The 23,604-nt window shown below is 64.0% G+C and carries 24 protein-coding genes; 4 read left to right on the top strand and 20 right to left on the bottom strand.

Going from position 1 to position 23,604, the window contains the following annotated elements; genetic code table 11:
• The first annotated feature begins 52 nt into the window (after positions 1-52).
• From VWZ87_RS10815 to VWZ87_RS10825, 3 genes are all read left to right on the top strand, one after another.
• On the top strand, positions 53-2,488 hold the full coding sequence (locus tag VWZ87_RS10815; RefSeq protein ID WP_416534697.1) for a ligase-associated DNA damage response DEXH box helicase: 2,436 nt from the start codon (positions 53-55) through the stop codon (positions 2,486-2,488).
• A gap of 53 nt (positions 2,489-2,541) precedes the next feature.
• Positions 2,542-3,228, top strand: a complete 687-nt coding sequence (pdeM, locus tag VWZ87_RS10820) for a ligase-associated DNA damage response endonuclease PdeM (RefSeq protein ID WP_340544620.1) — start codon at positions 2,542-2,544, stop codon at positions 3,226-3,228.
• Positions 3,229-3,314: 86 nt separating this feature from the next.
• On the top strand, positions 3,315-3,725 hold the full coding sequence (locus VWZ87_RS10825) for a PaaI family thioesterase (protein WP_340544618.1): 411 nt from the start codon (positions 3,315-3,317) through the stop codon (positions 3,723-3,725).
• A 120-nt stretch (positions 3,726-3,845) separates the two neighbouring features.
• Here the strand turns inward: VWZ87_RS10825 and folD are convergent, their stop codons facing one another.
• The 17 genes from folD to ruvC form a co-directional block, all read right to left on the bottom strand.
• Positions 3,846-4,748, bottom strand: a complete 903-nt coding sequence (gene folD / locus VWZ87_RS10830) for a bifunctional methylenetetrahydrofolate dehydrogenase/methenyltetrahydrofolate cyclohydrolase FolD (RefSeq protein ID WP_416534698.1) — start codon at positions 4,746-4,748, stop codon at positions 3,846-3,848.
• 38 nt (positions 4,749-4,786) lie between these two features.
• Positions 4,787-5,092, bottom strand: a complete 306-nt coding sequence (locus VWZ87_RS10835; RefSeq protein WP_340544616.1) for a chorismate mutase — start codon at positions 5,090-5,092, stop codon at positions 4,787-4,789.
• Positions 5,093-5,149: 57 nt separating this feature from the next.
• Complete coding sequence (locus tag VWZ87_RS10840; RefSeq protein WP_340544615.1) at positions 5,150-6,826, bottom strand: formate--tetrahydrofolate ligase; 1,677 nt, start codon at positions 6,824-6,826, stop codon at positions 5,150-5,152.
• 211 nt (positions 6,827-7,037) lie between these two features.
• Positions 7,038-7,616 carry an MOSC domain-containing protein gene (locus VWZ87_RS10845; RefSeq protein ID WP_416534699.1) on the bottom strand — a complete coding sequence of 193 codons (579 nt, stop codon included), beginning with the start codon at positions 7,614-7,616 and terminating at the stop codon, positions 7,038-7,040.
• A gap of 172 nt (positions 7,617-7,788) precedes the next feature.
• Positions 7,789-9,702 (bottom strand): ATP-dependent zinc metalloprotease FtsH, encoded by a 1,914-nt coding sequence (ftsH, locus tag VWZ87_RS10850; RefSeq protein WP_340544613.1) that lies wholly within the window; start codon positions 9,700-9,702, stop codon positions 7,789-7,791.
• Positions 9,703-9,779: 77 nt separating this feature from the next.
• The gene (gene tilS / locus VWZ87_RS10855) at positions 9,780-11,039 is read right to left on the bottom strand and encodes a tRNA lysidine(34) synthetase TilS (RefSeq protein ID WP_416534700.1); all 1,260 of its coding nucleotides are present in this window, start codon (positions 11,037-11,039) and stop codon (positions 9,780-9,782) included.
• Positions 11,039-11,884, bottom strand: coding sequence for a tol-pal system protein YbgF (gene ybgF, locus VWZ87_RS10860; protein ID WP_416534701.1), 846 nt, complete (start codon positions 11,882-11,884; stop codon positions 11,039-11,041). The genes tilS and ybgF overlap by 1 nt, the downstream gene beginning before the upstream one ends.
• Before the next feature lie 6 nt (positions 11,885-11,890).
• Positions 11,891-12,400 (bottom strand): peptidoglycan-associated lipoprotein Pal, encoded by a 510-nt coding sequence (pal, locus tag VWZ87_RS10865; protein WP_340544610.1) that lies wholly within the window; start codon positions 12,398-12,400, stop codon positions 11,891-11,893.
• 121 nt (positions 12,401-12,521) lie between these two features.
• A complete protein-coding gene (gene tolB, locus VWZ87_RS10870; protein ID WP_340544609.1) occupies positions 12,522-13,862 on the bottom strand; it encodes a Tol-Pal system beta propeller repeat protein TolB in 1,341 nt (446 codons plus the stop codon).
• Complete coding sequence (locus VWZ87_RS10875; RefSeq protein WP_416534702.1) at positions 13,859-15,010, bottom strand: energy transducer TonB; 1,152 nt, start codon at positions 15,008-15,010, stop codon at positions 13,859-13,861. Before VWZ87_RS10875 ends, tolB begins: the two co-directional genes overlap by 4 nt.
• Positions 15,011-15,023: 13 nt before the next feature.
• The gene (tolR, locus tag VWZ87_RS10880; RefSeq protein WP_260114293.1) at positions 15,024-15,512 is read right to left on the bottom strand and encodes a protein TolR; all 489 of its coding nucleotides are present in this window, start codon (positions 15,510-15,512) and stop codon (positions 15,024-15,026) included.
• A gap of 3 nt (positions 15,513-15,515) precedes the next feature.
• Positions 15,516-16,211, bottom strand: a complete 696-nt coding sequence (gene tolQ / locus VWZ87_RS10885) for a protein TolQ (RefSeq protein ID WP_027247939.1) — start codon at positions 16,209-16,211, stop codon at positions 15,516-15,518.
• 114 nt (positions 16,212-16,325) lie between these two features.
• Positions 16,326-16,712 carry a tol-pal system-associated acyl-CoA thioesterase gene (gene ybgC, locus VWZ87_RS10890; RefSeq protein ID WP_416534703.1) on the bottom strand — a complete coding sequence of 129 codons (387 nt, stop codon included), beginning with the start codon at positions 16,710-16,712 and terminating at the stop codon, positions 16,326-16,328.
• A 40-nt stretch (positions 16,713-16,752) separates the two neighbouring features.
• Positions 16,753-17,421: a hypothetical protein gene (locus tag VWZ87_RS10895; protein ID WP_416534704.1), complete on the bottom strand. Its 669-nt coding sequence runs from the start codon at positions 17,419-17,421 to the stop codon at positions 16,753-16,755.
• Between the two features lie 307 nt (positions 17,422-17,728).
• On the bottom strand, positions 17,729-18,760 hold the full coding sequence (ruvB, locus tag VWZ87_RS10900) for a Holliday junction branch migration DNA helicase RuvB (protein ID WP_340544600.1): 1,032 nt from the start codon (positions 18,758-18,760) through the stop codon (positions 17,729-17,731).
• A 111-nt stretch (positions 18,761-18,871) separates the two neighbouring features.
• A complete protein-coding gene (ruvA, locus tag VWZ87_RS10905; protein WP_416534705.1) occupies positions 18,872-19,561 on the bottom strand; it encodes a Holliday junction branch migration protein RuvA in 690 nt (229 codons plus the stop codon).
• The gene (ruvC, locus tag VWZ87_RS10910; RefSeq protein ID WP_340544597.1) at positions 19,558-20,055 is read right to left on the bottom strand and encodes a crossover junction endodeoxyribonuclease RuvC; all 498 of its coding nucleotides are present in this window, start codon (positions 20,053-20,055) and stop codon (positions 19,558-19,560) included. The genes ruvA and ruvC overlap by 4 nt, the downstream gene beginning before the upstream one ends.
• 361 nt (positions 20,056-20,416) lie before the next feature.
• Here ruvC and VWZ87_RS10915 point away from each other — a divergent pair, with 361 nt between their 5' ends.
• Positions 20,417-20,635, top strand: a complete 219-nt coding sequence (locus tag VWZ87_RS10915) for a DUF1127 domain-containing protein (RefSeq protein ID WP_340544595.1) — start codon at positions 20,417-20,419, stop codon at positions 20,633-20,635.
• Positions 20,636-20,841: 206 nt separating this feature from the next.
• Here VWZ87_RS10915 and VWZ87_RS10920 read toward each other — a convergent pair whose 3' ends face one another.
• The 3 genes from VWZ87_RS10920 to VWZ87_RS10930 form a co-directional block, all read right to left on the bottom strand.
• Positions 20,842-21,186 carry a hypothetical protein gene (locus tag VWZ87_RS10920; RefSeq protein ID WP_260086218.1) on the bottom strand — a complete coding sequence of 115 codons (345 nt, stop codon included), beginning with the start codon at positions 21,184-21,186 and terminating at the stop codon, positions 20,842-20,844.
• Between the two features lie 105 nt (positions 21,187-21,291).
• Positions 21,292-22,164 carry a 50S ribosomal protein L11 methyltransferase gene (locus tag VWZ87_RS10925; RefSeq protein ID WP_416534706.1) on the bottom strand — a complete coding sequence of 291 codons (873 nt, stop codon included), beginning with the start codon at positions 22,162-22,164 and terminating at the stop codon, positions 21,292-21,294.
• A gap of 108 nt (positions 22,165-22,272) precedes the next feature.
• Positions 22,273-23,508 carry an MFS transporter gene (locus VWZ87_RS10930; RefSeq protein ID WP_340544592.1) on the bottom strand — a complete coding sequence of 412 codons (1,236 nt, stop codon included), beginning with the start codon at positions 23,506-23,508 and terminating at the stop codon, positions 22,273-22,275.
• Positions 23,509-23,604: the final 96 nt, after the last annotated feature.

Raw genomic sequence — 23,604 nt, forward strand, 5'->3', positions numbered from 1 at the left:
ACTTTGGCCAGAACGTTTAGAAAAGTTCTGCCACCGCGCCTAGATAAGTCGGATGAGCAGTCTTCCCGATGTCATCACCGCCTGGTTCCACGACCGTGGCTGGACCATTCACCCGCACCAGCAGGAGATGCTGGCGCGCGCGGATGATCCGGCAACGCTGCTGATCGCCCCAACCGGCGGCGGCAAGACGATGGCGGGTTTCCTGCCCACTCTTGCCGATCTTGCTACCGGCGAATACCGCGGGCTGCACACGCTATACGTCTCGCCGCTGAAGGCGCTGGCGGCGGATATCAAACGCAACCTGCGCACCCCGGTCGAGGAGATGGGCCTGCCCATCCGCATCGACGACCGCACCGGTGACACGCCCGCCTCCCGCAAGCGCAGCCAGCGCGCCGACCCGCCGCATATCCTGCTCACCACACCTGAAAGCCTCGCCCTGCTCACCTCCTATGAGGACGCGCCGCGGATGTTTGCGGGACTGAAACGGGTGGTATTGGACGAGATCCACGCCCTCGCCGAGAGCAGGCGCGGCGACCAGCTGATGCTCGCCCTGACCCGGCTTCAGGCGATCTGTCCGGACATGCGCCGCGTCGGCCTTTCGGCCACCGTCGATGACCCCGCCGCCATCGCGCAGTATCTGGCCCGCCACCCGGATCCCTGCGATATCGTTCTGGCCGATCCCGGCCCCGCCGCCGATATCCAGATGCTGCACACGGATGCAGCCCCGCCCTGGTCCGGGGGCGGCGCTGCCCATGCCATCCCCGCCGTGCTTGAGCAGATCAAGGCGCATAACACCACGCTGATCTTCCACAACACCCGCGCCCAGGCAGAGATCTTCTTTCACAACCTCTGGCTTGCCAATGATGACGCGCTGCCGATCGGCATTCACCATGGCTCACTCGACCGGGTGCAGCGGGACCGGGTCGAGGCAGCGATGGTGCGCGGAGAGCTGCGCGCAGTGGTCTGTACCGGCTCGCTTGATCTGGGCATCGACTGGGGGGACGTCGATCTGGTGATCCAGATAGGCGCGCCGAAGAACGTGAAACGGCTGGTCCAGCGCATCGGCCGCGCCAACCACCGCTACAATGCCCCCTCCAAGGCGCTTCTGGTGCCGGCCAACCGGTTTGAGGTGGTGGAATGCCGTGCCGCCCTTGAGGCGGTGGAGGCAGGCACGCTGGACGGCAGCCCGCGCACACCCGGCCCCCGCGACGTGCTCTGTCAGCACATCCTGATCCGCGCCTGCGCCGGTCCCTTCGCCGCCGATGACCTTTATGCCGAGGTCACGGGAGCCGGCGCCTATGCCAGCCTCAGCCGGGCTGAATTCGACGCCTGCCTCGATTTCTGTGCCACCGGCGGTTACGCCCTCCGGGTCTATGACCAGTGGCAACGGCTGCTGCAACGTCCCGACGGGATGTGGCAGCTGCGCGACCCCCGCGCCGCCCGCCGCATCCGCATGAACATTGGCACCATTCAGGACGCCGACCTCCTGAAGGTCCGACTCAAACGCAGCCGCGGCGGCAAACCGCTTGGCGAGGTCGAAGAGAGCTTTGCCGCCACCCTCACCCCGGGCGACACCTTCCTCATCGGCGGCCAGATCGTACGGTATGAATCGCTGCGCGAAATGACGGTCGAGGTCAGCCGCAATGCCAGCCGGAAACCGAAGGTCGCGGTCTTCTCCGGCACAAAATTCGCCACCTCGACCCAGCTCAGCACCCGCATCCTCGATATCCTGCAACGCGACAGCTGGCCCGATCTGCCACCGCACACCGCCGACTGGCTGGCGCTACAGCGCGAGGTCTCACAGATGCCCCGCCGGGGCCAGCTGCTGCTCGAAAGCTTTCCCTTCCGGGGCCGCGAACACCTCTGCATCTACGGGTTTGCCGGGCGCAATGCGATGCAGACCCTCGGTCTGTTGCTGACCAAACGGATGGAAGAGCTGTCGCTCGATCCGCTTGGCTTTGTCGCCACCGATTATGCCACGCTGATCTGGGGGCTCAGCCCGGTTGACGACCCCGCCCCGCTGTTCGATCCTGCCGAGCTGCGCGCGGGTCTGGACGGCTGGCTCGCGGGCAATGCGGTGATGAAACGCAGCTTCCGCGCGGTGGCCACCATCGCGGGGCTGATCGAACGCAACACCCCCGGCCAGCGCAAGAACGGACGACAGGCGACATTCTCCTCCGACATCCTCTACGACACGCTCCGTAAATATGATCCCGATCACCTGCTCTTGGACATCACCCGGCAGGAGGCGCTTGGCGGGCTGGTGGATTTCGGCCGCATCGAGGAACTGCTCAGCCGCATCAAGGGAAACATCACCCTCAACCGGCTGTCGCAGATCTCACCGCTGGCCGCGCCGCTGCTGCTGGAGGCAGGCAAGGTCCCGGTGAAAGGTGCCGCCCAGGAAAAGCTGCTGCAACGCGAAACCGAAGAGCTGATGCGCAGCGCCGGGCTGGCAGAGCTGGCTCCGCCCGGCGCGCCGTCACCCTGACGGCTGAATCTGCCATCTTGCACCGTCCCGCAAAACCGGCGATCAGAGCAGCCATGACCGGCTATGATCTCTCCCTCGCAGGCCAGCGCCTCACCGCGCTTGGTGCTGGTGCGCTCTGGTGGCAGGCGCAGGGGCTGCTCTGTGTTTCCGATCTGCATCTGGGCAAATCCGAACGCCAGCTCCGGCGCGGCGGCCCGGCCCTGCCCCCCTATGAAACCCGCGATACCCTTCAGCGTCTTGCCGCGGTGCTTGACCAGACCCGTCCCGAAACGGTCATCTGCCTCGGCGACAGCTTCGACGATGACGCGGCGGCAGCCGCCTTGTCAGATGCCGACCAAACCCGTCTCGACCAGCTGATCGCGGCTCATCGCTGGATCTGGATCACCGGCAATCACGACCCTGCCCCCAGCGGGCTGGCGGGCGACGCCTGTGACAGCCTGACCCTCGGCCCGCTGCTGTTTCGCCACATCGCCGACCCCACCTTCAAGAGCCACACCGGCGCTGAGACCCCGGGCGAAGCTGCCGCCGAGATATCCGGCCACTACCACCCAAAGGCGCGTCTGCGCGGCAGCGCCCGGCCTGCGTTTCTGGCCGATCACCAGCGCCTGATCCTGCCCGCCTTTGGCACCTATACCGGCGGTCTCTGCACCACCAACCCGGCGCTCTCGGATCTCATGGCGCCGCGGGCCCTCGCCATCCTCACCGGCCCGCGTCCGCTGCCCTGCCCGATGCCACGCTGACCCGCCGCGGCGGATCTGCGCGCGGCGTCACCTCCCCATCGCAGCACGCGCGGTCTATGCTGGCTGCACATGCGAAAGGGACAGCCATGATCGAACAGCGCATCCGCGACAGCTTTGCCAGACAGAGCATGATGCAAACATTGGGTGCCGAGGTTGCCAGCGTCGGCACCGGCACCGTCACCATCTCCGCGCCCATCCTGCCGGGCAGCCGCCAGCAGCACGGCGTCGCCCATGCGGCGCTCAGCTTTGCCATCGGAGACAGTGCCGCAGGCTATGCCGCTCTGACCCTGATGCCCGAGGACAGCGAGGTGATGACCGCCGAGATGAAGATCAATCTTCTCGCACCGGGTGCAGGCGATATGCTGCGCGCCACGGGCCAGGTCATCAAACCCGGCCGCCGTCTGATCATTGTCACCGCCGAGGTCCACGCCATCACCGGAGAGGAGGAAAAACTGATCGCCCTGTTGCAGGGCACAATGGTGCCAGTCGCGGCCTGATCCGCGCGCCCTGATCCGCGGGTTTTTCCCACCTGTCACTTTTCCAAAAAATACTCCCGCCGGAGGCATCCGACGGGAGCAGCAGATCTCAGCCATCCGCAGATAGCAGGTCGGTTCTGATCAGGCGGTCAGCCCTTCCGGCTCCGCCAGACCATTGGCGCGGCAGCAGGCGGTCACGGTATTGGCCAGCAGGCAGGCGATGGTCATCGGGCCGACGCCACCGGGCACCGGGGTGATTGCGCCCGCGCGCGCGGCCGCACTCTCAAAATGCACATCGCCCACCAGACGGGTCTTGCCCTCGCCTTTTTCCGGTGCGTCGATCCGGTTGATGCCCACGTCGATGACGGTGGCGCCTTCCTTGATCCAGTCGCCAGGCACCATTTCAGGACGGCCCACAGCAGCGACAACAATATCGGCGCGGCGGACAACATCCGGCAGATCCTTGGTGCGGCTATGTGCGATGGTCACGGTGCAGCTGTCGCCCAGCAACAGCTGCGCCATCGGCTTGCCAACGATATTGGAGCGGCCAATGACAACCGCGTCCATGCCCGACAGCGAGCCATGATAGTCGCGCAGCATCATCAGACAGCCAAGCGGCGTGCAGGGCACCATGCTTTTCTGACCAGTGCCCAGCAGGCCCACGTTGGAAATGTGGAACCCGTCCACGTCCTTTTCCGGCGCGATGGAGTTGATGATCAGGTCTTCGTTCAAATGACCCGGCAGCGGCAGCTGCACGAGGATGCCATGCACCGAGGGATCCTTGTTCAGCTGATCGACCACCGCCAGCAGGTCCTCTTCGGAGGTGTCGGCCTCCAGCTTGTGCTCAAAGGAGTTCATGCCCGCTTCAACGGTCTGCTTGCCCTTGGAGCGCACATAGACCTGGCTTGCCGGATCTTCACCCACCAGAACCACCGCCAGACCGGGGGTGATGTCATGCTCTTCCTTCAACCGGGCCACGTGGCCTGCCACCTTCTCGCGTACGGTGGCGGCAAAGGCCTTGCCGTCGATGATATTCGCTGCCATTGCTTCTGTCCTCTTGCTGCGCGCCGCTCCGGGCCGCGTTACTCCTCGCGAATGATCTGTGCCTCGCGGGCTATCGACCATTCCACAAGCTGGCGCCACAGGCGCTCGACCAGATCGGGATCAAGCCCTGCCGTGCTGGCCGTCATCCGGGCATTCCCGACCACTTCTTCGACACGGGCCGGTATGCGCGCGGGCCAGTTATTGGCCGCCTTCAGCTCGATCGCACGGTCGATATAGCCCGCCCGCTCGGCCAACAGGGCAATCAGCTCCCGGTCCAGCCTGTCGATCTGCTGCCGCAGCGCCGGCATGTCGGCACAGTCCTGCGGCGGGTGTCGTTCGCTCATCTTTAAACTCCTGCGGCCCGAGGGGATCCTCGGGCCGCAGATTGCCTATTTCAGGCCTTAGAACAAGCCTTCGATCTGGCCTGCGTCATTCAGGCGGATCGTTTCCGATGCCGGTTTGCGGGGCAGACCCGGCATGGTCATGATCTCGCCGCAGACCACGACGATGAAACCGGCCCCCGCCGACAGGCGAACTTCGCGTACGGGAACCGAATGGCCGGTCGGCGCGCCGCGCAGGTTCGGATCGGTGGAGAAGGAATACTGCGTTTTCGCCATGCAGACCGGCAGGTTGCCATAGCCAGCCGCTTCCCATTCCTTCAGCTGGTTGCGGATCTTCTGATCGGCCAGCACCTCGTCGGCGCGGTAGATGCGCTTGGCGATGGTTTCGATCTTCTCGAACAGCGGCATCTCGTCGGGGTAGATCGGCGAGAAGTTGGCTTTGCCGGAGTCGGCCAGCTCAACGACTTTATGGGCCAGATCGGCGGAGCCTTCGGAGCCCAGCTCCCAGTGGCGCGACAGCACCGCTTCGACGCCATGGGTGGCGCAGTAATCCTTGACCGCCTGCACTTCGGTCTCGGTGTCGGTGACAAAGTGGTTGATCGCAACCACCACCGGCACGCCAAAGGATTTGACGTTCTCGATATGACGGCCGAGGTTGGCACAGCCCTTGTTGACCGCTTCGACGTTTTCCGCGCCGAGGTCAGCCTTGGCCACGCCACCGTTCATCTTCATCGCGCGCACGGTCGCAACCAGCACCACAGCCGAGGGTGCGATGCCTGCCTTGCGGCATTTGATGTTCATGAACTTCTCAGCGCCAAGATCCGCACCAAAGCCTGCTTCGGTGACAACATAGTCAGCCACTTTCAGCGCGGTCTTGGTTGCGATCACGGAGTTACAGCCGTGGGCGATATTCGCGAAGGGACCACCGTGGACAAACGCCGGGTTGTTTTCCAGGGTCTGCACCAGGTTCGGCTGCATCGCGTCCTTCAAGAGAACAGTCATCGCGCCTTCTGCCTTGATGTCGCGGCAGTAAACCGGGGTCTTGTCGCGGCGGTAGGCCACGATGATGTCGCCCAGACGCTTTTCCAGGTCCTTCAGGTCGTTGGCGAGGCAGAGGATCGCCATGACTTCGGAGGCCACGGTGATGTCAAAACCGGTTTCGCGCGGGAAGCCGTTGGAGACGCCACCAAGGGAGGCGGTGATCTGGCGCAGGGCGCGGTCGTTCATGTCGACCACACGACGCCATGCAACACGGCGGATGTCGATATCGCACTCATTGCCCCAGTAGATGTGATTGTCGATCATCGCCGACAGCAGCGAGTGGGCCGAGGTGATGGCGTGGAAGTCACCGGTGAAGTGGAGGTTCATCTCCTCCATCGGAACAACCTGCGCGTAACCGCCACCTGCGGCGCCGCCCTTCATACCGAAGTTCGGGCCCAGCGAGGCCTCGCGGATACAGATCATCGCGTTCTTGCCGATGCGGTTCAGACCGTCACCCAGACCAACGGTGGTGGTGGTCTTGCCTTCGCCCGCAGGCGTCGGGTTGATCGCGGTCACCAGGATCAGCTTGCCGTCTTCCTTGCCCTGAACCGAATTGATGAAGTCCTGGCTCACCTTGGCCTTGTCGTGGCCGTAGGGCAGCAGATCATCGCTGGAGATGCCGATCTTGGCGCCAATTTCCTGGATCGGACGCTTCTGCGCCTCGCGGGCGATTTCGATGTCACTCTTGTAGCTCATGGCCGGTTTCCTGAATTGTGATGTCGCGAGTTACATGGGCACAGCCGTGCCGGTTTCCCGCAAGACTTAGCCCTTCTGCGACATTCCATGCGCGTGATTTCCGACATGATCAGGCATTGAAACGGCGTTCGCTCCCCCTAGGGCATCCAAAGATTGCCAATCGTGCCGCGTCAACGCCTATCGGCAACCAGCGGCGCAGACATGCCCCGACTCAGGGTGCCCAGGCAGGCTGGTCCGGCACAAACAGGCGCAGGCTTTCGCCCTGCCTCAGCACGCCGGGCCGCTCGACCCAGGCCACCACACCGCGTCTGCCGGTGGCTGCCGGCTTGAACTTCGGACCAAAGCCCGCGTGGTCCTTCTCGATCTCCTTGGCCGGGAAAATGCAGGGCCGGTTCTCAAGATCGACCGTCAGCGTCACCCCATCCGGCCCCTGCAAGCGGCTGGAGGGTGGCAGATGGCTAAGGTCGGGAATCCCGCGCACCACCAGCGTCGCCCCAAGGTGGACGGGATCAATCCGCTCCATCCCCATATCTGCGGCGATCAGCGCCAGCTCTTCCTCCGACAGGATGCTGATCTGGCGCAGGTTGCGGATTTCCGTGCCCTCGGGATGCAGATTGCGCACCCGCACACAGGAGGCGCGCAAGGCGCCCGCGTGGCGCTCGCCTTCGATGCCGTCAAACCCCAGCGTCAGCGCGTCCCGCGGCTCGGACCGCAGCCCACCGGTGGCAGCCGGAACATAGCCGATCCAGGTCACTTCTCCCTGAAACTCCGTTTCGCGCATCACTGGCATGGGGCATCTCCATCAGGCTCATTTCATTCAGGAATTTCCGCCACCATAGGGGCAGCATCCGGTTCTGGCCAGCCCCGCCGCTCGGCTTTTCGCGCGCAGTTCAGACATCAAAAAACCCGGCCACCCTCAGGGTGACCGGGTCTGATATTACACGGCGTTCAGCGCCCCGCCGTCAGGACGACGGTTCCGGTGCCATGCCATCATCCGACGCAGGCTTCTTCGGCTTGGCCTTGGGGATCGCGGTGACCGAGGCGCTACCGGTATCGGTGTCATCATCCTCGTCCTCGCCTGCCTGCGGCGGCTCGCCATTCATAACGCGTTTGATCTCGTCACCGGTGAGGGTTTCAAATTCCAGCAGCCCCTGCGCCAGACGTTCCCATTCCTCATTCTTGTCCTTGAGGATCTGCAACGCCTGTTCATAGCCCTGCTGGATAAAGCGCTTCACCTCATCCTCGATCAGCTCCTTGGTGTTGGCAGAGACCGAGAAGCCCGCCGTATTGCCGGAATAGCCTTCGTGCGCTTCGGCATAGTCGATGTTGCCGACCTTGTCCGACATGCCCCAGCGCAGCACCATGGCACGCGCCAGCTGGCTGGCCTGCTGGATGTCGCCGGCCGGACCGTTGGAGACATGATCTTCGCCGTATTTGATGACTTCCGCCGCCTTGCCCGCCATGGTCATCGCCAGCTTCTGCTGGCATTCGTCACGGTGATAATTCAGACGGTCCATTTCCGGCAGCGACACAACCATACCCAGCGCACCACCGCGCGGAATGATCGTCGCCTTATAGACCGGATCGCACAGCGGCAGCGCCATGCCGACAACCGCGTGACCGGCCTCGTGGTAGGCGGTCTTTTCCTTCTGATCCTGGGTCAGCACCATCGAGCGGCGCTCAGCCCCCATCATCACCTTGTCCTTGGCCGATTCGAAATCTTCCATGGTGACAAAACGGCGGCCAACACGGGCGGCCATCAATGCGGCCTCATTGACGAGGTTGGCCAGATCCGCACCGGAGAACCCCGGCGTACCACGCGCGATGATGCGCAGATCAACGTCAGGGCCAAGCGGCGTCTTGCGGGCATGAACGCCCAGGATCTTTTCGCGGCCCTTGATGTCGGGGTTGCCGACGGTCACGTTCCGGTCAAAACGGCCCGGACGCAGCAGCGCCGGGTCCAGCACGTCCTTGCGGTTGGTGGCGGCCAGAATGATGACGCCTTCATTGGCCTCAAAACCGTCCATCTCCACCAAGAGCTGGTTCAGCGTCTGTTCACGCTCATCATTGCCGCCGCCATAGCCGGCGCCACGATGGCGACCGACGGCGTCGATTTCGTCGATGAACACGATACAGGGCGCGTTTTTCTTCGCCTGTTCGAACATGTCGCGCACGCGGGAGGCACCGACGCCGACAAACATCTCGACAAAATCGGAACCGGAGATGGTGAAGAACGGCACGCCCGCCTCGCCTGCAATCGCACGCGCCAGCAGCGTCTTACCGGTACCCGGAGGGCCCACCAGCAGGGCGCCTTTGGGGATCTTGCCGCCGAGGCGCGAGAATTTCTGCGGGTTGCGCAGGAATTCGACGATCTCTTCCAGCTCTTCCTTGGCCTCGTCGATGCCAGCCACGTCGTCAAAGGTGACGCGGCCATGCTTCTCGGTCAGCATCTTCGCCTTCGACTTGCCAAAGCCCATGGCGCCGCCTTTGCCGCCGCCCTGCATCCGGTTCATGAAATAGATCCAGACACCGATCAGCAGCAGGAAGGGCAGCAGGGTCAGCAGGAACGACTGGAACCCGGACTGCTGCTGCTTCTCGGCGCGGACCGGAATGTTGTTGTCGATCAACAGGGCGGTCACCTCGGCATCGCCGGGTTTGATGGTCATGAAATTCTGCCCGTCCGACGTGGTATAGCGAACCTGTTCACCATCCAGCGTCACGGTGCTGACATTGCCGTTTTCAACCGCGCTGACAAAATCAGAAAAAGTCTTCTCTCGGCTCTGCATCGTGCTGCCCGAACCACTGAACAAGTTGAACAGCGCCAAGACGAGCACAAACAGAACAACCCAAAAGGCGATATTGCGTACGTTGCCCAAGGAAAGTCTCCCAAAATGCGAGGCGCACCTGGCAGGCCGCCTTCGTTGCCTCTAAAATAGGGATACTTCAGTGAGGTTCAATGCGATAAAAGAGCTGTGAAGAACTCTTCGCTGTTCTGAACCAGTTCTGCGGACCATCCGTTGCCAAATCCTGCCAATGGGGCGGCAACCAGCTCCCCCCCCCGCCACACGGCCGGCGTGGCATGAAGCACCTCGCCCGGAACCTCGGCACTGCGCCAGTCGGGACAGTGCTGCAGGCCGTCAGAGCCCAGGGCGCGCACCTCATGGTCCTTCACCTCGCCGCCAAAAACCCGCCAGCGCCCGTCCCAGAGCCGACCGGGCCGGGTCATCTCATCGGCCACCGGGTTATATTCGCGGCAGACCCATGTGCGCTGTTTGCGGGTGATCATCCGGCAGCCCCCCAATGTGAAGGATCCGCCACGACGCACTGCCTCGCGGGCCTGCACCATCGGCTCACGCCGTGGCGGATGCACCGCCCCGCTGACCCATTGCACGGATCGCACCAGCAGCCGGTGGGCAATTTCGTCCGGCAGCGTACGAAACTGGCGCTGGTCGATGACAATCGCGCCATCGCGCACCTCGGCCATGTCGCGGGCGGCCAGGAACGTATACCAGTCCAGCGCTTCGCGGGCGGCGCCCATATTGCGGGCAACGGCGGCCAGCCGCTGCACGGTCAGCCCCAGCGGCGCCAGCGCATCCATCGCCTGACGCACCCGCACCCGCTCGAAACGCAGATCCTCGTTGCTGGGGTCCTCAACCCATTGCCCTCCCCGCTCCCGCAGGTAGCCGCGCAGCTCTTCGCGCGTCACCTCCAGAAGCGGCCGCAGCAGGGTGATCCCCTCGATCGCGCGGCTGCGCGGCATCGCAGCCAGACCGGACACCCCCGACGACCGCCCCAGCCGCATCAGCAGCGTTTCGGCCTGATCATCGGCCGTATGCCCCAATGCAACCACCGGGATGTCATTCAACTGCGCCCATGCGGTCAGTAGCGTATAGCGCGCGTTGCGGGCCTGCTCCTGAAGATTGCCCGCCTGCTGCGCAGAAGGCCGGTCAACCCATTGCAGGATATCATGCGCCAGACCCAATTTGGCAGCCACATCCGCCACCATCTGCGCCTCTTCCCCCGAGCTCGCGCGCAGCCCGTGATCAACAGTTGCGACACAAATTTCCACACCCAGATCGGCAAAACACTCATGCAGCGCATACATCAGCGCCATCGAGTCGCCGCCGCCTGACACCGCAACGCCCAGCCGTTCGGGCAAGGCAGACCGGAACTGCTCCTGCACAATGGCGAGGATATCCCGGTCCCTGCGCATCAATTGCAGGCCAGTTTTGCGCGTTCCGCCTCCGCTGCGGCGGTTTCGGCTGCACCGGGAAAGCGGCTGCCGACCTCTGCCAGGGTCACGCAGGCCTGGCTGGTCTGACCCAGCCGCCCCAGTGCGGCGCCCAGTTCGTACAATGCCTTCGGCGCGGTCTCTCCTGAGGAGTTGCCGGAGAATGACGCCAGATAGGCCCGCGCCGCCTCGCGGGTGTCACCCAGCCCGTCCAGCGCCTTGCCGCGGTTGTATTCCACCGCTGCGGCCAGCGGGCTGCCGGGATAAGCCAGGGTGAAGGCCGCGAATTTCTCCGCAGCCTCCTGATAGGCGCCGCTGTCCAGCGCGGCCTTGGCGGCGTCGAAATCCGTCTGCTCGCCCACCGCCAGCTCCGACGTCGTATCGACCGAAGTGCCCGGCGGCGTGGCGGGCAGCGCAGGTGCCCCGGCTGCGGGCAGCTCACCGCCGCCCAGCGTGCTGGTTCCCCCCAGTTTCGAGACATCGCCGCCTTCCAGTTCCACCAGACGGAACTCCAGGTCACCAATCCGGTTGGTGCCATCCTGCACCACCTGATCGACCCGGTAGGAGAGCTGTTCGGTCTGCGCGGTCAGCCGCTGCAGCTCCGCCTCGATGGCGCTGACGCGGTCCAGCACACTGTCGCCCGCGACATTGGTCTGCGGGCTGCCGGTGGTCGACATTTCCCGCTTCAGCCGCTGGATTTCGACGTGCAGCACGGTGAGTTCCTGCCGGATATCGGCAAGGGTCTGTTGATCCTGCGCCCGGACGGCAAGCGGCGGCACAGCCAGGGTCAGCGCAAGGGCGGCAATCGCAAGAGGACGCAGTCGCATGGTCACTTACCCCGTCAGGCCACCCGCCAGCACGGTGACCGCGCGACGGTTCTTGGTGTAGCAGGCCTCGTTCGAGCAGATCTCCAGCGGGCGCTCCTTGCCAAAGCTGACAACCTGCAGACGACCGCCCGCAACCCCCTGGGAAATCAGGTATTCGCGGGCAGCATTGGCCCGGCGCGCACCCAGTGCAAGGTTATATTCGCGGGTGCCCTGCTCATCGGCGTGGCCTTCGATTGTGACCACATAATCCGGGTTGGCCGTCAGCCAGCGCGCCTGCCCCTGCAGAACGCTCTGGGCGGCAGGTGACAGGGTCGATTGGTCAACCGCAAACAGCACCCGGTCGCCGACCGTCTGCTGGAAGTAGGCCGGGCTGCTGGGATCCAGCTGCCCCGCAGCGCCCGCCCCGGCCCCTGCACCAGGCCCACCGGCCCCGGCTGCATCATCCCAGGGGTTGCCCGTACAGGCGCTCAGCCCCAACGCCGCTGCCACCAGCACTGCTTTTGTCAAACCGCTCATGATATCCGCCTCGTCCCATTTCCAATTGTTGCACCAGATTTACCACAGGCCCGATGCCGCTGCCACTTTGGTCTTTGTTAACAGGGCGCGCGCCGGACCATTATGGCAGGCGCGCGACACTTCAGTTCTGCAAGGGCGACCACGCCGGATCCGACGCGCCATCGGGGGTGCGGACCGGTTTCAGGTTGCGCCCCGATACATCCACCGAATAAAGCAGCGCCCGGCCACTGGCCCCTTGGGTTTCACGGGTGAACATGATCACCCGGCCATTCGGGGACCAGGTCGGCCCCTCATCTAGGAAGGAGGCCGTCAGCAGGCGTTCCTCGCTGCCATCGGTCCGCATCACGCCGATATGGAACCGGCCCTTGTTCTGCTTGGTAAAGGCGATCATGTCACCGCGCGGCGACCACACCGGAGTGCCGTAGCGCCCCGCGCCAAAACTGATCCGCCGGGCCTCGCCGCCGGTTGCCGCCATCACATAGAGCTGAGGCGCGCCGGAACGGTCGCTTTCAAAGACGATCTGGCTGCCATCGGGGGAAAACGACGGGGCGGTTTCGATCGACGGCGCGCTGGTCAGCCGGGTCCGGGTGCCGGTGTCGATATCCATGGTGAAGATATCGGTATTGCCGCCCTGCGACTGCGAGTAGACCACGGTGCGCCCATCCGGCGCAAAGCGCGGCGCAAAGCTCATGATGCCATTGTCCGCCGACAGCACCCGACGCTGCACGCTGCCCACATCCAGCACATGGATCTGCGGAAAGCCGCTCTCGTAGCTGGTGTAGAGCACCCGGTCGCCGGTGGGTGAGAACCGCGGCGCCAGCACGATGGAGGCGCTGTTGGTCAGATATTGCACATTGGCGCCATCGTAATCCATCACCGCCAGCCGCTTGCGCCGGTCGTCCTTTGGCCCGCTTTCGGAAACAAACACCACCCGGCTGTCGAAATAGCCGCTTTCGCCGGTGATGCGGCTGTAGATCACATCCGCCACCTTATGGGCCATACGCCGCCAACCGTCGGTGGTGCCGGAAAACTGCAGACCGGTGCCCAGCTCCTTTTCGGCAAAGACGTCATAGCCCCGGAACCGCACCGTCAGCCGGTTGCCGTTCACGCTGAGGGCGCCGGTGATCAGCGCCTGTGCATTCACCGCTTTCCAGTCGGCATAGCCGATCGCCGCATCGAAATCGGTGACTTTGGCGATATGGGCCGAGGCCGGGACTTCACGAAACAGGCCGGTGCCGCTCAGATCCGCGGCAATCACCCGCGAAATCTCACGCGCCAGTTCGGCGGCGGCAGGGGTTTCCGGCACAAAGCCGGGCACCGCATAGGGCAAGGGTTCGATCACCCCGTCGGTGATTTCGATCCTCAGCGGGCCATCCTGTGCCTGCGCAGGCAAAACCGGTGCCATCACCGCCGCCCCCAGCAGGGTCGCGCCCATCACGAGCGTTGCCAGATATGTCCTCATTTGATCCGCATCCTTTCGGGATTGAAGGTCATTTCGATATTACGCCATTGCGCATATTTGTCAGACGGAAGTTGGAAACCACGCGCACCGCAGCGCAGAATCGCCCGCCGCGCCGCGCCAAAGGCCTGATTGGCCGCAGCCCCCGATCCGCCGGTGCTGGAGAGCATCCGAATACTGCCCTCCTCGGGCCGGCCGTCCGGTGTCAGCGCGACCGAGACCACCACGGTGGTGCGCAGCGCCTCCGATGACAGCGAGCCGACGTTCCAGCATTGCTGCACGGCCACCCGCAGCGCATCCTTTTCGCCACTGGTCAGCGGCGGGCCTGAGGGTTCCGGCGCTGCCACCTCACCACCACCGGCAAGGGCAGCGGCCAGCGCATCCTCCACCGCATCAGAGCGATCCGGCACGGGGTCAGGCTCGGCCGGCTCAGTCGTGGCAGGTTCCGGTTCGGGCTGTGCGACAGGCTCCGGCCGCGTCGGCCGCGCTGGCCGGGTCCGGGGCCGCAGTGACTGCGCAGGTGCAGCGCTGGCCACCTGTTCGGTCTGCGCCTCGACCTCCTCGGTCACGATCCGGTCGTTGGCCGCCGCCTCTGCCGTGGCCTGCTGGGACTCCTGGGCAGGCTCGGAACCAACCTCATCGGAGACCTCTGGCTGGGCCACATCATCAATCCGGGTGTCCGGCTCCGGTGGTGCCACCGGGGTCGGGGCGACGCGGTCCAGCGGGCGCAGCTGCGGGCGCTCGGCCAGCTGCGGTGTCACCGTGGTCGTGTCCGGCACGTCGGGCGGCGCGGGCGCGGCCACCGGCGGTGTCGGCTCAACCGGCTGCGGCTCAGGGCGCTCGGCCAGTTCGGTGTCAGGCTCGGGCGGGGTCACCGGCTCAGGCTGGCTGATCTGCGGTTCGGGCTCCGGCGCCGGCGGTGGCGTGACCTGCGGTGCGGGTTCCGGCTCGGGCTGGGTCAGATCGCCGGCGGTATCGGCCACCACTGGCGCGGCGCGCTGCTGGCTCAGCCGGGCGAATTCCTCGGTCGAGATGATCGACACATCCTGCACCGCCATCGGCAGCGGCTCGGACGGGAACCAGGCGCCGAAAACGACCCAGCCCGCCAGCAGCGCATGGCCTGCAACAGAGATCTTGGTTCCGGTCTGCACACCCGTGCCCCGCCTATTGCCCGCTGTCTTCGACAGCCCGCCCATCAAGGGTTGGACCACCCACATCGGTCACCAGACCAACGCTGGAAAACCCACCGGCATTCAGCGCCCCCATCACCTGCATCACCGCCTCATAGGGGATAGCCCCATCCGCACGCAGAAACACCTGATCGGAGGTCCGCTCCGCCGCGATAGCGCGCAGTTTGGCGATCAGCTCATCCGGGGCCACGGCAGTGGTCTGGATCTGGATCTCGCCGCTGGCGGTCATGGTCACGGTCAGCGGCTCTTCCTCATCGCCGGGCAGCGCGCCTGCGGCGGTCTTTGGCAGCTCCACCGGAACGCCCACCGTCATCAGCGGGGCCGCCACCATAAAGATGATCAGCAGCACCAGCATCACATCGACAAAGGGCGTGACGTTGATTTCCGCCATCGGCCGCGCACGGCTGCGCCGCCGTCCCCGGCGGCGCCCGTTGGCGGCATTGGGTTGAACCGAGGCGCCCATGGATCAGGAATCCAGCTGGCGGCTGAGGATGGTGGAAAACTCATCGGCAAAGGCTTCGTAGCTGCCGATGATCCGGTCGCTGTCCGCGCTCAGCTTGTTGTAGAAAATCACCGCAGGAATCGCAGCCAGCAGCCCCAGACCCGTCGCCATCAGCGCCTCGGCAATGCCCGGCGCCACAACGGCGAGGTTGGTGTTCTGCTGTTCCGCAATCTCGATAAAGGCAGTCATGATGCCCCAGACGGTGCCGAACAGCCCGACAAACGGTGCGGTGGACCCAACAGTGGCCAGGATCGACAGACCACTCTGCACATGTTCGCTTTCCTTGGCGATCGCCACATCCATCGACCGCTCGATCCGTGCCTGCGCACCCGCAATCAGCGCCCCGTCAGTGCGATGACTGCGCCGCCATTCGGTCATGCCGGCGGCAAAGATCCGCTGCGACTGCCCCTTGGGCTGCGGGCCGATCTGGTCAAACAGACCATCCAGCGGCTCACCGGACCAGAAGGCACGGTCGAACTCCGCCGCCTCCCGACGGGCCAGACGATAGTTGATCAGTTTCTGCAGGATGATCGCCCAGGACCAAACGGAGGCGACAACCAGCATCAGCATCACCAATTTGACCGTCAGGGTCGCCCGCGCGAATAGCCCCCACATGGAGAAATCAATCTCCTGCGCCAACGCCAGAGTTTCTGCTTCCATGGACCTGCTCTATGTTTTTGGCCGTTTTCCAGCCGTTTTCCGGCTTTCATTTGGCAAAAGGCTATCGCAGTTCAAGGTCAAAAGCCAATGAAACAGCCGTGACAGCAGGAATTGTTACAGCAATGCGCGAATCTCTGCCGGCAGGCGGATCGGCGCGCCGGTCCCGGCATTGACGCAAACCACCGTAACGATGGCGCGAAACAGCTCCGTCTCGCCGCGAAACACCCGCTGCGACATGGTGAGCCGCGCAGGGGTGACCTTCTGCACCTCGGTCTCGATCTGCAGCTCTTCGTCGAATTTGGCAGGGGCGAGGTAATCCGCCTCGATCCGGCGCACCACCCAGATCAGCCCCGCCTCGCGCATGGCGTTCTGATCATTGCCGAGGTTGCGCACCCAGTCGCTGCGCGCCCGCTCGATAAACCGCAGGTAATTGGCGTGATAGACAATCCCGCCCATGTCGGTGTCTTCGTAATATACCCGAACCGGAAAGCGATGGATCATTCTGCCGGGCCTCCTGCCCCGTTTTGCGCTGGCGCGCGGCTCAGTGGCTGGCCTGACCAGAGGCGTCGGCCGAGGGTTCAATCGGTGCCTGCAGCCGGGCAAAGAGCCGCAGCGCATGGGCGCTGTCGGATGCCGCAAGCGGCATCATCCGATCATAGGCCGCCGCAATCACCCCGGCGATATCCGGGCGCAGAATGGTGGCGCCCGTCTCCGGCAGCACCGCCAGCGGCGAGGTCTTGGCAAAAGCGCTGTCGCCCCACATCAGGATCGCCTGCACCGCCTGCGTCAGGGCGAGCGTTTCGGCAGGCAGCTTTGCCATCGCGCCGCCCATGCGCAGAAAAACGAAACAGGCCTGAATGGCCCCCTGATCGTCAAAGCGGAAGGCGCGGTACTGGCTGGCATCCGCCGCATTCAGCCGCTCAAGCAGCGGATCAAGCCCCGGGATCAGCCGGTCCAGATCCGGCACCCCCATCAGCTCGTCCCAGTCGCGAAAGAAAAACACCATGAGGTTGGAGCCCAGCTCGGGATCGGTCTCCGCCATCTGATGCCCGGCAAGGGTCACCACCGCCTCGATCGCCCCCTTGACGGTCGCCAGCGTGCTGTCCTCCACGCCAAAGACGATCGGCGCAATCGGCCGCCCCCAACGGGCAAAGGCATAAGAGCCATCGGCACGGGTAAACAGGGCTTCGATCTCGGCTGGGGTCATCATGCGGCTCTCTAGTCGGACTGCGGTCTTGAATGGGCTTAATGCCCGCTCACGGGATCAACGGCAAGGGTTGCGACCGGGTATCACTGTGCATCTTCTGGCCCACAATATCCCCGCCGGAGGCAGCGCCGCGTCTGGCGCGGCGCTTCATTCAGGCCTTGTCACTTAGGTCAGCAGGCGTGACCAAATGTTTCGCACGCGAAACATACGCTAAAATTGAGTCCAATTCTTCAAACCCATTTTAACACTTTCAGACTGTTTTGACGCCAATCCGCGACAGCACTGACGCGCCTGCGCGGCAGATGAGCCGCTATAGCAACAGGTCGCCCTGCCCCCGTGGCGGTGTCAGCCCAAGGTGGGTCCAGGCCTTATGCGCCAGCATCCGCCCGCGCGGCGTGCGCTGGATCAGACCCTGCTGCAACAGATAGGGCTCGATCACCTCCTCCAGCGCATCACGGCTTTCGCTCAGGGCCGCCGACATGGTCTCGATCCCGACCGGACCACCGCCATAATTCTCGGCAATCATCCGCAGATAGCGGCGATCCGCGCCATCCAGACCCAGCTGATCCACCCCCAGCCGCGTCAGCGCACCATCGGCCAGTTCCCGGGTGATGGTGCCATCGCCCTCGACAACCGCGAAGTCGACGACGCGGCGCAGGAGTCGGCCGGCGATCCTGGGGGTGCCGCGGGCGCGCCGCGCGATCTCACGGGCGCCGTCGTCATCTGCGGGGGCGCCCAGCTTGCGGGCGTTGCGGCTGACGATCTCAAAGAGCTCGTCGATGGTGTAGAATTGCAACCGGGTTGGAATGCCAAACCGGTCCCTGAGTGGCGTGGTCAACAGGCCCATGCGGGTGGTGGCGCCAACCAGGGTAAAGGGCTGCAGCTCGATCCGCACGGTGCGGGCGGCGGGGCCTTCGCCGATCACCAGATCCAGCTCGAAATCCTCCATCGCCGGATAGAGCACCTCCTCCACCGCCGGGTTCAGCCGGTGGATCTCGTCGATGAACAGCACGTCGCGGGATTCCAGATTGGTCAGGATCGCTGCCAGATCGCCCGCCTTGGCCAGAACCGGCCCGGAGGTCATGCGGAAGTTTACGCCCAGTTCGCGGGCGACGATCTGCGCCAGGGTGGTCTTGCCCAAACCGGGGGGGCCATGAAACAGCGTGTGGTCCATCGCCTCGCCGCGGCGGCGCGCACTTTCGATAAACACACGCAGATTGGCGCGGGCTTCGGCCTGACCGATGAATTCGCCCAGCCCCTGCGGGCGCAGGGCGCGGTCGTTTTCGGCGGCGCTGTCTTCGGGCAGGGGCGCGGGACGCAGGGTGGGATCGGCGTCAATCATTCTGATGACTCCAATCTGGTTTCTTTAAACCCTACTCCGGTCGGCAGGCCGGACAATGCCCGTCCGCCCGCAGACGGGCACTGTCCTATTTTTTTCAATACTCTCACACCATCAGCCTTTCGGTGCCAGCAGCCGCAGGGCGGCGCGGATCAGCTCGGCCTCATTGGCGTCTGGATAGGTGGCGGCCGCCTCGGCCACGGCGGCGGCGGCATCGGAGGGACCATAGCCCAGATTGCCAAGCGCAGAGAGCGCCCCTGCAGAAGCAGCTGCGGCACCGGAGGGGGCCTTGGGTGGCGCTTTGCGGGGTTTCCTGGCCGTGCTCACCGGCTCGGCGGGTTCGACCACATCCAGCCCCGGCCCATCCATGGCGTCGACGACGGTGCCACCCATCGCCATGACACCCGGCGCCTTGTCTTTGAGATCCAGCACAATGCGCTGCGCGGTCTTGGGGCCGACCCCTTTGGCGGCCTTCACCGCCGCCCAATCCCCCAGCGCGATCGCGCGGCTGACCCCATCGGGGCCAAGCGCGCCGAGAATGGCCAGCGAGACTTTCGCCCCCACCCCCTGCACCGAGGTCAGCAGGCGATGCCATTCCTTTTCGACCAGCGAAGGGAAGCCATAGAGCTGCATCAGGTCCTCACGCACCACCATATCGGTATAGAGCGCGACCGCCTCGCCGACGCCCGGCAGCGCGGCCATGGTGCGGTCGGAGCAATAGACGATATAGCCGACGCCGCGCACATCAATCAGCACGTGATCGCTGCTGCGGTACTCCAGACGCCCGGTGAGTTTTCCGATCACGCGCGCTTCTCCTTCAGCTGGCGTTGTTGCGTGCCCCCATAAAACGCATGACAGATGGCAATGGCCAGAGCATCTGCCGCATCGGCGTTCTTGGGCAGGCAGCCGGGCAGTTGCAGTTTGACCATATGCAGGATCTGTTCCTTGGCCGCATGACCCACGCCGACCACGGTTTTCTTCACGCGGTTGGGGGCATATTCACCCACCGGAAGACCGGCCTGCGCCAGCGTCATCAGGGCGACGCCCCGCGCCTGCCCCAGTTTCAGCGTGCCGGCACCATCCTTGTTCACGAAGGTCTGTTCGATGGCGGCCTGATCGGGGCGGTAGGCCGCGATCACCTCGATCACTTGATTGTGGAGCGACAGCAGCCGTTCGCCCAGATCATCGCCATCGGAGGTGCAGACGCCGTTGGCGATATGGCTGAGACGGGTGCCGCGTGATTCGATCACCCCCCAACCGAGGTTTCGCAACCCCGGATCAATGCCCAATATTCGCATGTCTGCCCTATCCCTGCCCGGTGTGGAGGTCTGATTTTGCTCAGGATTAGCACAAAAGGCGAACATGTCCAATTGCTTTACAGGCCTGTGCGATGTGCCCTGCGGGGATGCCGCGCGGCACCTGTGGCGCAAAAACACGTGAATCCTGTTCCGAAAACGACCCTCTCCGGCGGGGAAACCGACATTCCTTTCCAAGAGGTAAAAACTCGGCCTTTTCCCTTGTTTTTATGGATCATAAGCCATGCAAAAAGCGCATATGACACATGCAATTTCAGCGATTGTCAGCCGTCATGCAGATGACTAAGTGCCGTCCATCGCCACAGGGCGAAGAGTTCAATTCAACCTCCGAAAGGACGAGGACATGGCTGCATTTGACACCACCCGCACCACCTATGGCACCAGCAGCCTGTTTGGCCGCTTCAGCGCCATGATCACCGGCCTTCTGGGCGCGGCTATCGACTGGAACGACGCGCGCGCCACCCGCCAGACCCTGGGTCAGCTGAGCGACCGCGAACTGGCCGATATCGGCCTGTCCCGCGCGGATATCGATCGCGTTGCCGAGGGCAAGCCGGTCTTCTGAGGTTGGCACCTCGGTCTGGATCATCCAGAGCCTATCATCCGAGAGACATGAAAAACGCCGCCTCCTGATGGAGTGCGGCGTTTTCTGGTTGCTTTGGTCTGCACGTCGATGCCGAGGCGTAACCCTGCTGCGTCGGACATGACCGCGCGGCCGGATTGTGTCGGATGCCCCCCAGCGCCCGACACATGGCCCGCCAGCCTGTCCCTCTACCGCAGCACAGGTCCGATCTTCTCGGCCAGGAACTGTGACACTGGATCCCGCTGCATGACAAATGCACCGGCTTTTTCCAGCCCCGTTCCCGCCCGCAGCTGGTCGACACGATAGTCGTAGCTGCCAAATCCCAGCGCTGCCATCAAGAAGCCCTTGAACAGCAGAAACGCCGCGACAAACAGGATCAATGATCGGCCGGAGATCCGCGACTGCACCCGTCGCGGCGCCACCACGATCAACCCATCCGCGCGCACTTTGGCAGTATAGCCGCGCGCCATGGCCCCGTGTTTGCGTTCCAGCCGGTCAAGCCGAGCATAGAAATTGTTACTGTGTTCACCCATAACCAAAACCCTGCAATGGCTCCCACCATCCACATATTAATGTTTAGGTAGGGAATGGGACCATTTTGGGGCGGGTCATTAAAATGCTCAACAAACTTGAACGATTCAGCCGTTTTTCTGCAAAAGCAGCGTCGTCCAGTCACCAATCTCGGTGCGTTCCACAAGATTGATGCCGTTCTGTGCATAAACGCCCTGCACCTCATCGGCCTGTTCGTTCAGCAAACCGGAGAGAATCGCATAGCCACCGTCGCGCAGATGGCCGGCCACATCCGGGGCCAATGCAACCAGAGGGCCTTTCAGGATATTGGCGAAGATGAGATCGTAAGGGGCCGCCTCGGCCAGTGCCGGGGCGTCGAAACCGGCGGCTTCCAGACATTGCACACGGCCTTCCATGTCATTGGCCTTCAGATTGGCCTCGGCAACGTCCACGGCGACCTGATCAATGTCGCTGGCCAGGATCTGCCCATCCCAGACGCGCGCCGCAGCCATCGCCAGCACCGCCGTGCCACAGCCGATATCGGCCACTTTCCCGGCGACGAAGCCGTCGTCGATCAGCTTGTCCAGCGCCTTCAGGCAGCCAAGGGTGGTGCCGTGATGGCCAGTGCCGAAGGCCATCGCCGCCTCAATCAGAAGCGGAATGCGATCAGCGGGCAGCTTGTCGGCATCGTGGCTGCCGTAGACGAAGAAACGGCCCGCTTCCACCGGCGCCAGTTCGCGCCGCACATGGGCGACCCAATCGGTCTCGGGCAGTTCAGAGATCACAAAAGGCTGGGCATCGAACATGGTCGCCAGCAGCGCCAGACCGGCCTCATCCGGGGTCTCGGTGAAATAGCCGCCGACCTCCCACAGGCCGGAGCCGTCCTCGACCTCGAACACGCCCAGACCGGTGGGTTCCGGGATCAGGCGCTCCATCGCCTCGCCAAGCGCTTCGGCGGGGGCTTTTCCAGTCAGGGTGGTGAGGGCGGTAAAGGTGGGCATGGCGGTCTCCGGGCAATGGTTGCACAGCGCCTAGGCCCGTCGGCGGCGCAGGTCAAGAGCCGTGACCCTGCCCGCCCCGCTTTGGGACTGGGGCGCGGGCCGCGCGTATCATTCTGCCGGGGCGGTGCCCTGCCACTTGGCAAAGATCGTCTCATTGCCGGGTTCGGGATGGCGCGGGATCAGCAGCGACAGCATCAGCGAGATCATCGCCATCCCAGCCGCCAGCGCAAAGACCGCAGCAGGAGACACCACCCAGAGCAACCCCAGCGTCACCGGCAGCACCACCGCGGCGATATGGTTGATGGTAAAGGCCACCGCAGCGGTTGGCGCAATATCTGACGGGTCGGCGATCTTCTGGAAATAGGTCTTCAGCGCCAGCGCCAGCCCAAACAGGATATGGTCTACAACGTAAAGCACCCCCGCCAGAACCACGCCCCAGCTGAACCAGTAGAGCCCGCCATAGGCGGCAAAGACCAGCGCCAGCCCGGTGTATTCAAAAATCAGCGTGCGGCGCTCGCCGAAGCGGGCGACAGCGCGCCCCAGCAGCGGTGCCGCAATCATATTGACCACCAGGTTGATCAGATAGAGGCTGGTCAGCTCATGCACGGCAAAGCCGAATTTCTCCACCATCATGAAGCCGGCAAAAACCACAAAGATCTGCCGCCGCGCCCCGGCCATGAACTGCAACGCATAGTAGAGCCAGTAGCGGCGGCGCAGGATCAGGCGTTTGGTCTGCGGATGCGGCGCGTCGAACTGCGGATAGGCCAGCAGGCAGAACAGCGCCATCGCAGTGGTGGTGCCCCCCGCCAGCAGGAAGACGATATTATAGGTCAGGCCCAGCGGCTCCCACAGCAGGGCAATCAGGCTGTAGACCACCAGCGTTGCCGCGGATCCCGCCGCCACCAGCCAGCCCAGGATCTGTGGCGCCCGCAGCTTGGGCAGCCATTGCAACTGTAGCGACTGATTCACCGTCTCATAGTAATGAAACCCGATCGAGCTGAGCAGCGTGATGGTCAGCAGCCCGCCAAGGCTGGGAAACCACGCCGTGACGGCGGTCGCCAGCCCCAGCATCATCAACGAGACCAGCCCCAACACCTGTTCGCGCACAAACAGGATCACCGCGATCACCCCGATGGCGAGAAACCCCGGAATCTCGCGCACCGTATGCAGCAGGCCGATGTCAGCCCCGTCGAAATTCGCGGCCTCGATCACAAAGTTGTTGAGCAGCGCGCTCCAGGTGTTGAAGGCAATCGGCATGGTCAGCGCCATCACAAACAGCAAGGTCGTGGGGCGGCGCCAGAGCGGCAGGGACGCCGCAGCTTCGGTGGGGACAGGTTTGAACATGCCCACGGCTCTACGCCGATCGGCCGCCGCTGGCGAGAAAAAAAGCCGCCCGCACATCTGATCTGCATCAATGCACAAGGGTATCGGAAATCATAT

Source organism: Phaeobacter sp. JH20_37 (assembly GCF_048056015.1).
In the GTDB taxonomy this organism is placed as follows: Bacteria; Pseudomonadota; Alphaproteobacteria; order Rhodobacterales; family Rhodobacteraceae; genus Phaeobacter; species Phaeobacter bryozoorum.

What these genes read in the sequence shown, in the direction of transcription:
- VWZ87_RS10815 (WP_416534697.1), top strand. Translation starts at nt 53, where the DNA reads ATGAGCAGTCTTCCCGATGTCATCACCGCCTGGTTCCACGACCGTGGC.
- pdeM (WP_340544620.1), top strand. Translation starts at nt 2,542, where the DNA reads ATGACCGGCTATGATCTCTCCCTCGCAGGCCAGCGCCTCACCGCGCTT.
- VWZ87_RS10825 (WP_340544618.1), top strand. Translation starts at nt 3,315, where the DNA reads ATGATCGAACAGCGCATCCGCGACAGCTTTGCCAGACAGAGCATGATG.
- folD (WP_416534698.1), bottom strand. Translation starts at nt 4,748, where the DNA reads ATGGCAGCGAATATCATCGACGGCAAGGCCTTTGCCGCCACCGTACGC.
- VWZ87_RS10835 (WP_340544616.1), bottom strand. Translation starts at nt 5,092, where the DNA reads ATGAGCGAACGACACCCGCCGCAGGACTGTGCCGACATGCCGGCGCTG.
- VWZ87_RS10840 (WP_340544615.1), bottom strand. Translation starts at nt 6,826, where the DNA reads ATGAGCTACAAGAGTGACATCGAAATCGCCCGCGAGGCGCAGAAGCGT.
- VWZ87_RS10845 (WP_416534699.1), bottom strand. Translation starts at nt 7,616, where the DNA reads ATGCCAGTGATGCGCGAAACGGAGTTTCAGGGAGAAGTGACCTGGATC.
- tilS (WP_416534700.1), bottom strand. Translation starts at nt 11,039, where the DNA reads ATGCGCAGGGACCGGGATATCCTCGCCATTGTGCAGGAGCAGTTCCGG.
- ybgF (WP_416534701.1), bottom strand. Translation starts at nt 11,884, where the DNA reads ATGCGACTGCGTCCTCTTGCGATTGCCGCCCTTGCGCTGACCCTGGCT.
- pal (WP_340544610.1), bottom strand. Translation starts at nt 12,400, where the DNA reads ATGAGCGGTTTGACAAAAGCAGTGCTGGTGGCAGCGGCGTTGGGGCTG.
- tolB (WP_340544609.1), bottom strand. Translation starts at nt 13,862, where the DNA reads ATGAGGACATATCTGGCAACGCTCGTGATGGGCGCGACCCTGCTGGGG.
- tolR (WP_260114293.1), bottom strand. Translation starts at nt 15,512, where the DNA reads ATGGGCGCCTCGGTTCAACCCAATGCCGCCAACGGGCGCCGCCGGGGA.
- tolQ (WP_027247939.1), bottom strand. Translation starts at nt 16,211, where the DNA reads ATGGAAGCAGAAACTCTGGCGTTGGCGCAGGAGATTGATTTCTCCATG.
- ybgC (WP_416534703.1), bottom strand. Translation starts at nt 16,712, where the DNA reads ATGATCCATCGCTTTCCGGTTCGGGTATATTACGAAGACACCGACATG.
- VWZ87_RS10895 (WP_416534704.1), bottom strand. Translation starts at nt 17,421, where the DNA reads ATGATGACCCCAGCCGAGATCGAAGCCCTGTTTACCCGTGCCGATGGC.
- ruvB (WP_340544600.1), bottom strand. Translation starts at nt 18,760, where the DNA reads ATGATTGACGCCGATCCCACCCTGCGTCCCGCGCCCCTGCCCGAAGAC.
- ruvC (WP_340544597.1), bottom strand. Translation starts at nt 20,055, where the DNA reads ATGCGAATATTGGGCATTGATCCGGGGTTGCGAAACCTCGGTTGGGGG.
- VWZ87_RS10915 (WP_340544595.1), top strand. Translation starts at nt 20,417, where the DNA reads ATGGCTGCATTTGACACCACCCGCACCACCTATGGCACCAGCAGCCTG.
- VWZ87_RS10920 (WP_260086218.1), bottom strand. Translation starts at nt 21,186, where the DNA reads ATGGGTGAACACAGTAACAATTTCTATGCTCGGCTTGACCGGCTGGAA.
- VWZ87_RS10925 (WP_416534706.1), bottom strand. Translation starts at nt 22,164, where the DNA reads ATGCCCACCTTTACCGCCCTCACCACCCTGACTGGAAAAGCCCCCGCC.
- VWZ87_RS10930 (WP_340544592.1), bottom strand. Translation starts at nt 23,508, where the DNA reads ATGTTCAAACCTGTCCCCACCGAAGCTGCGGCGTCCCTGCCGCTCTGG.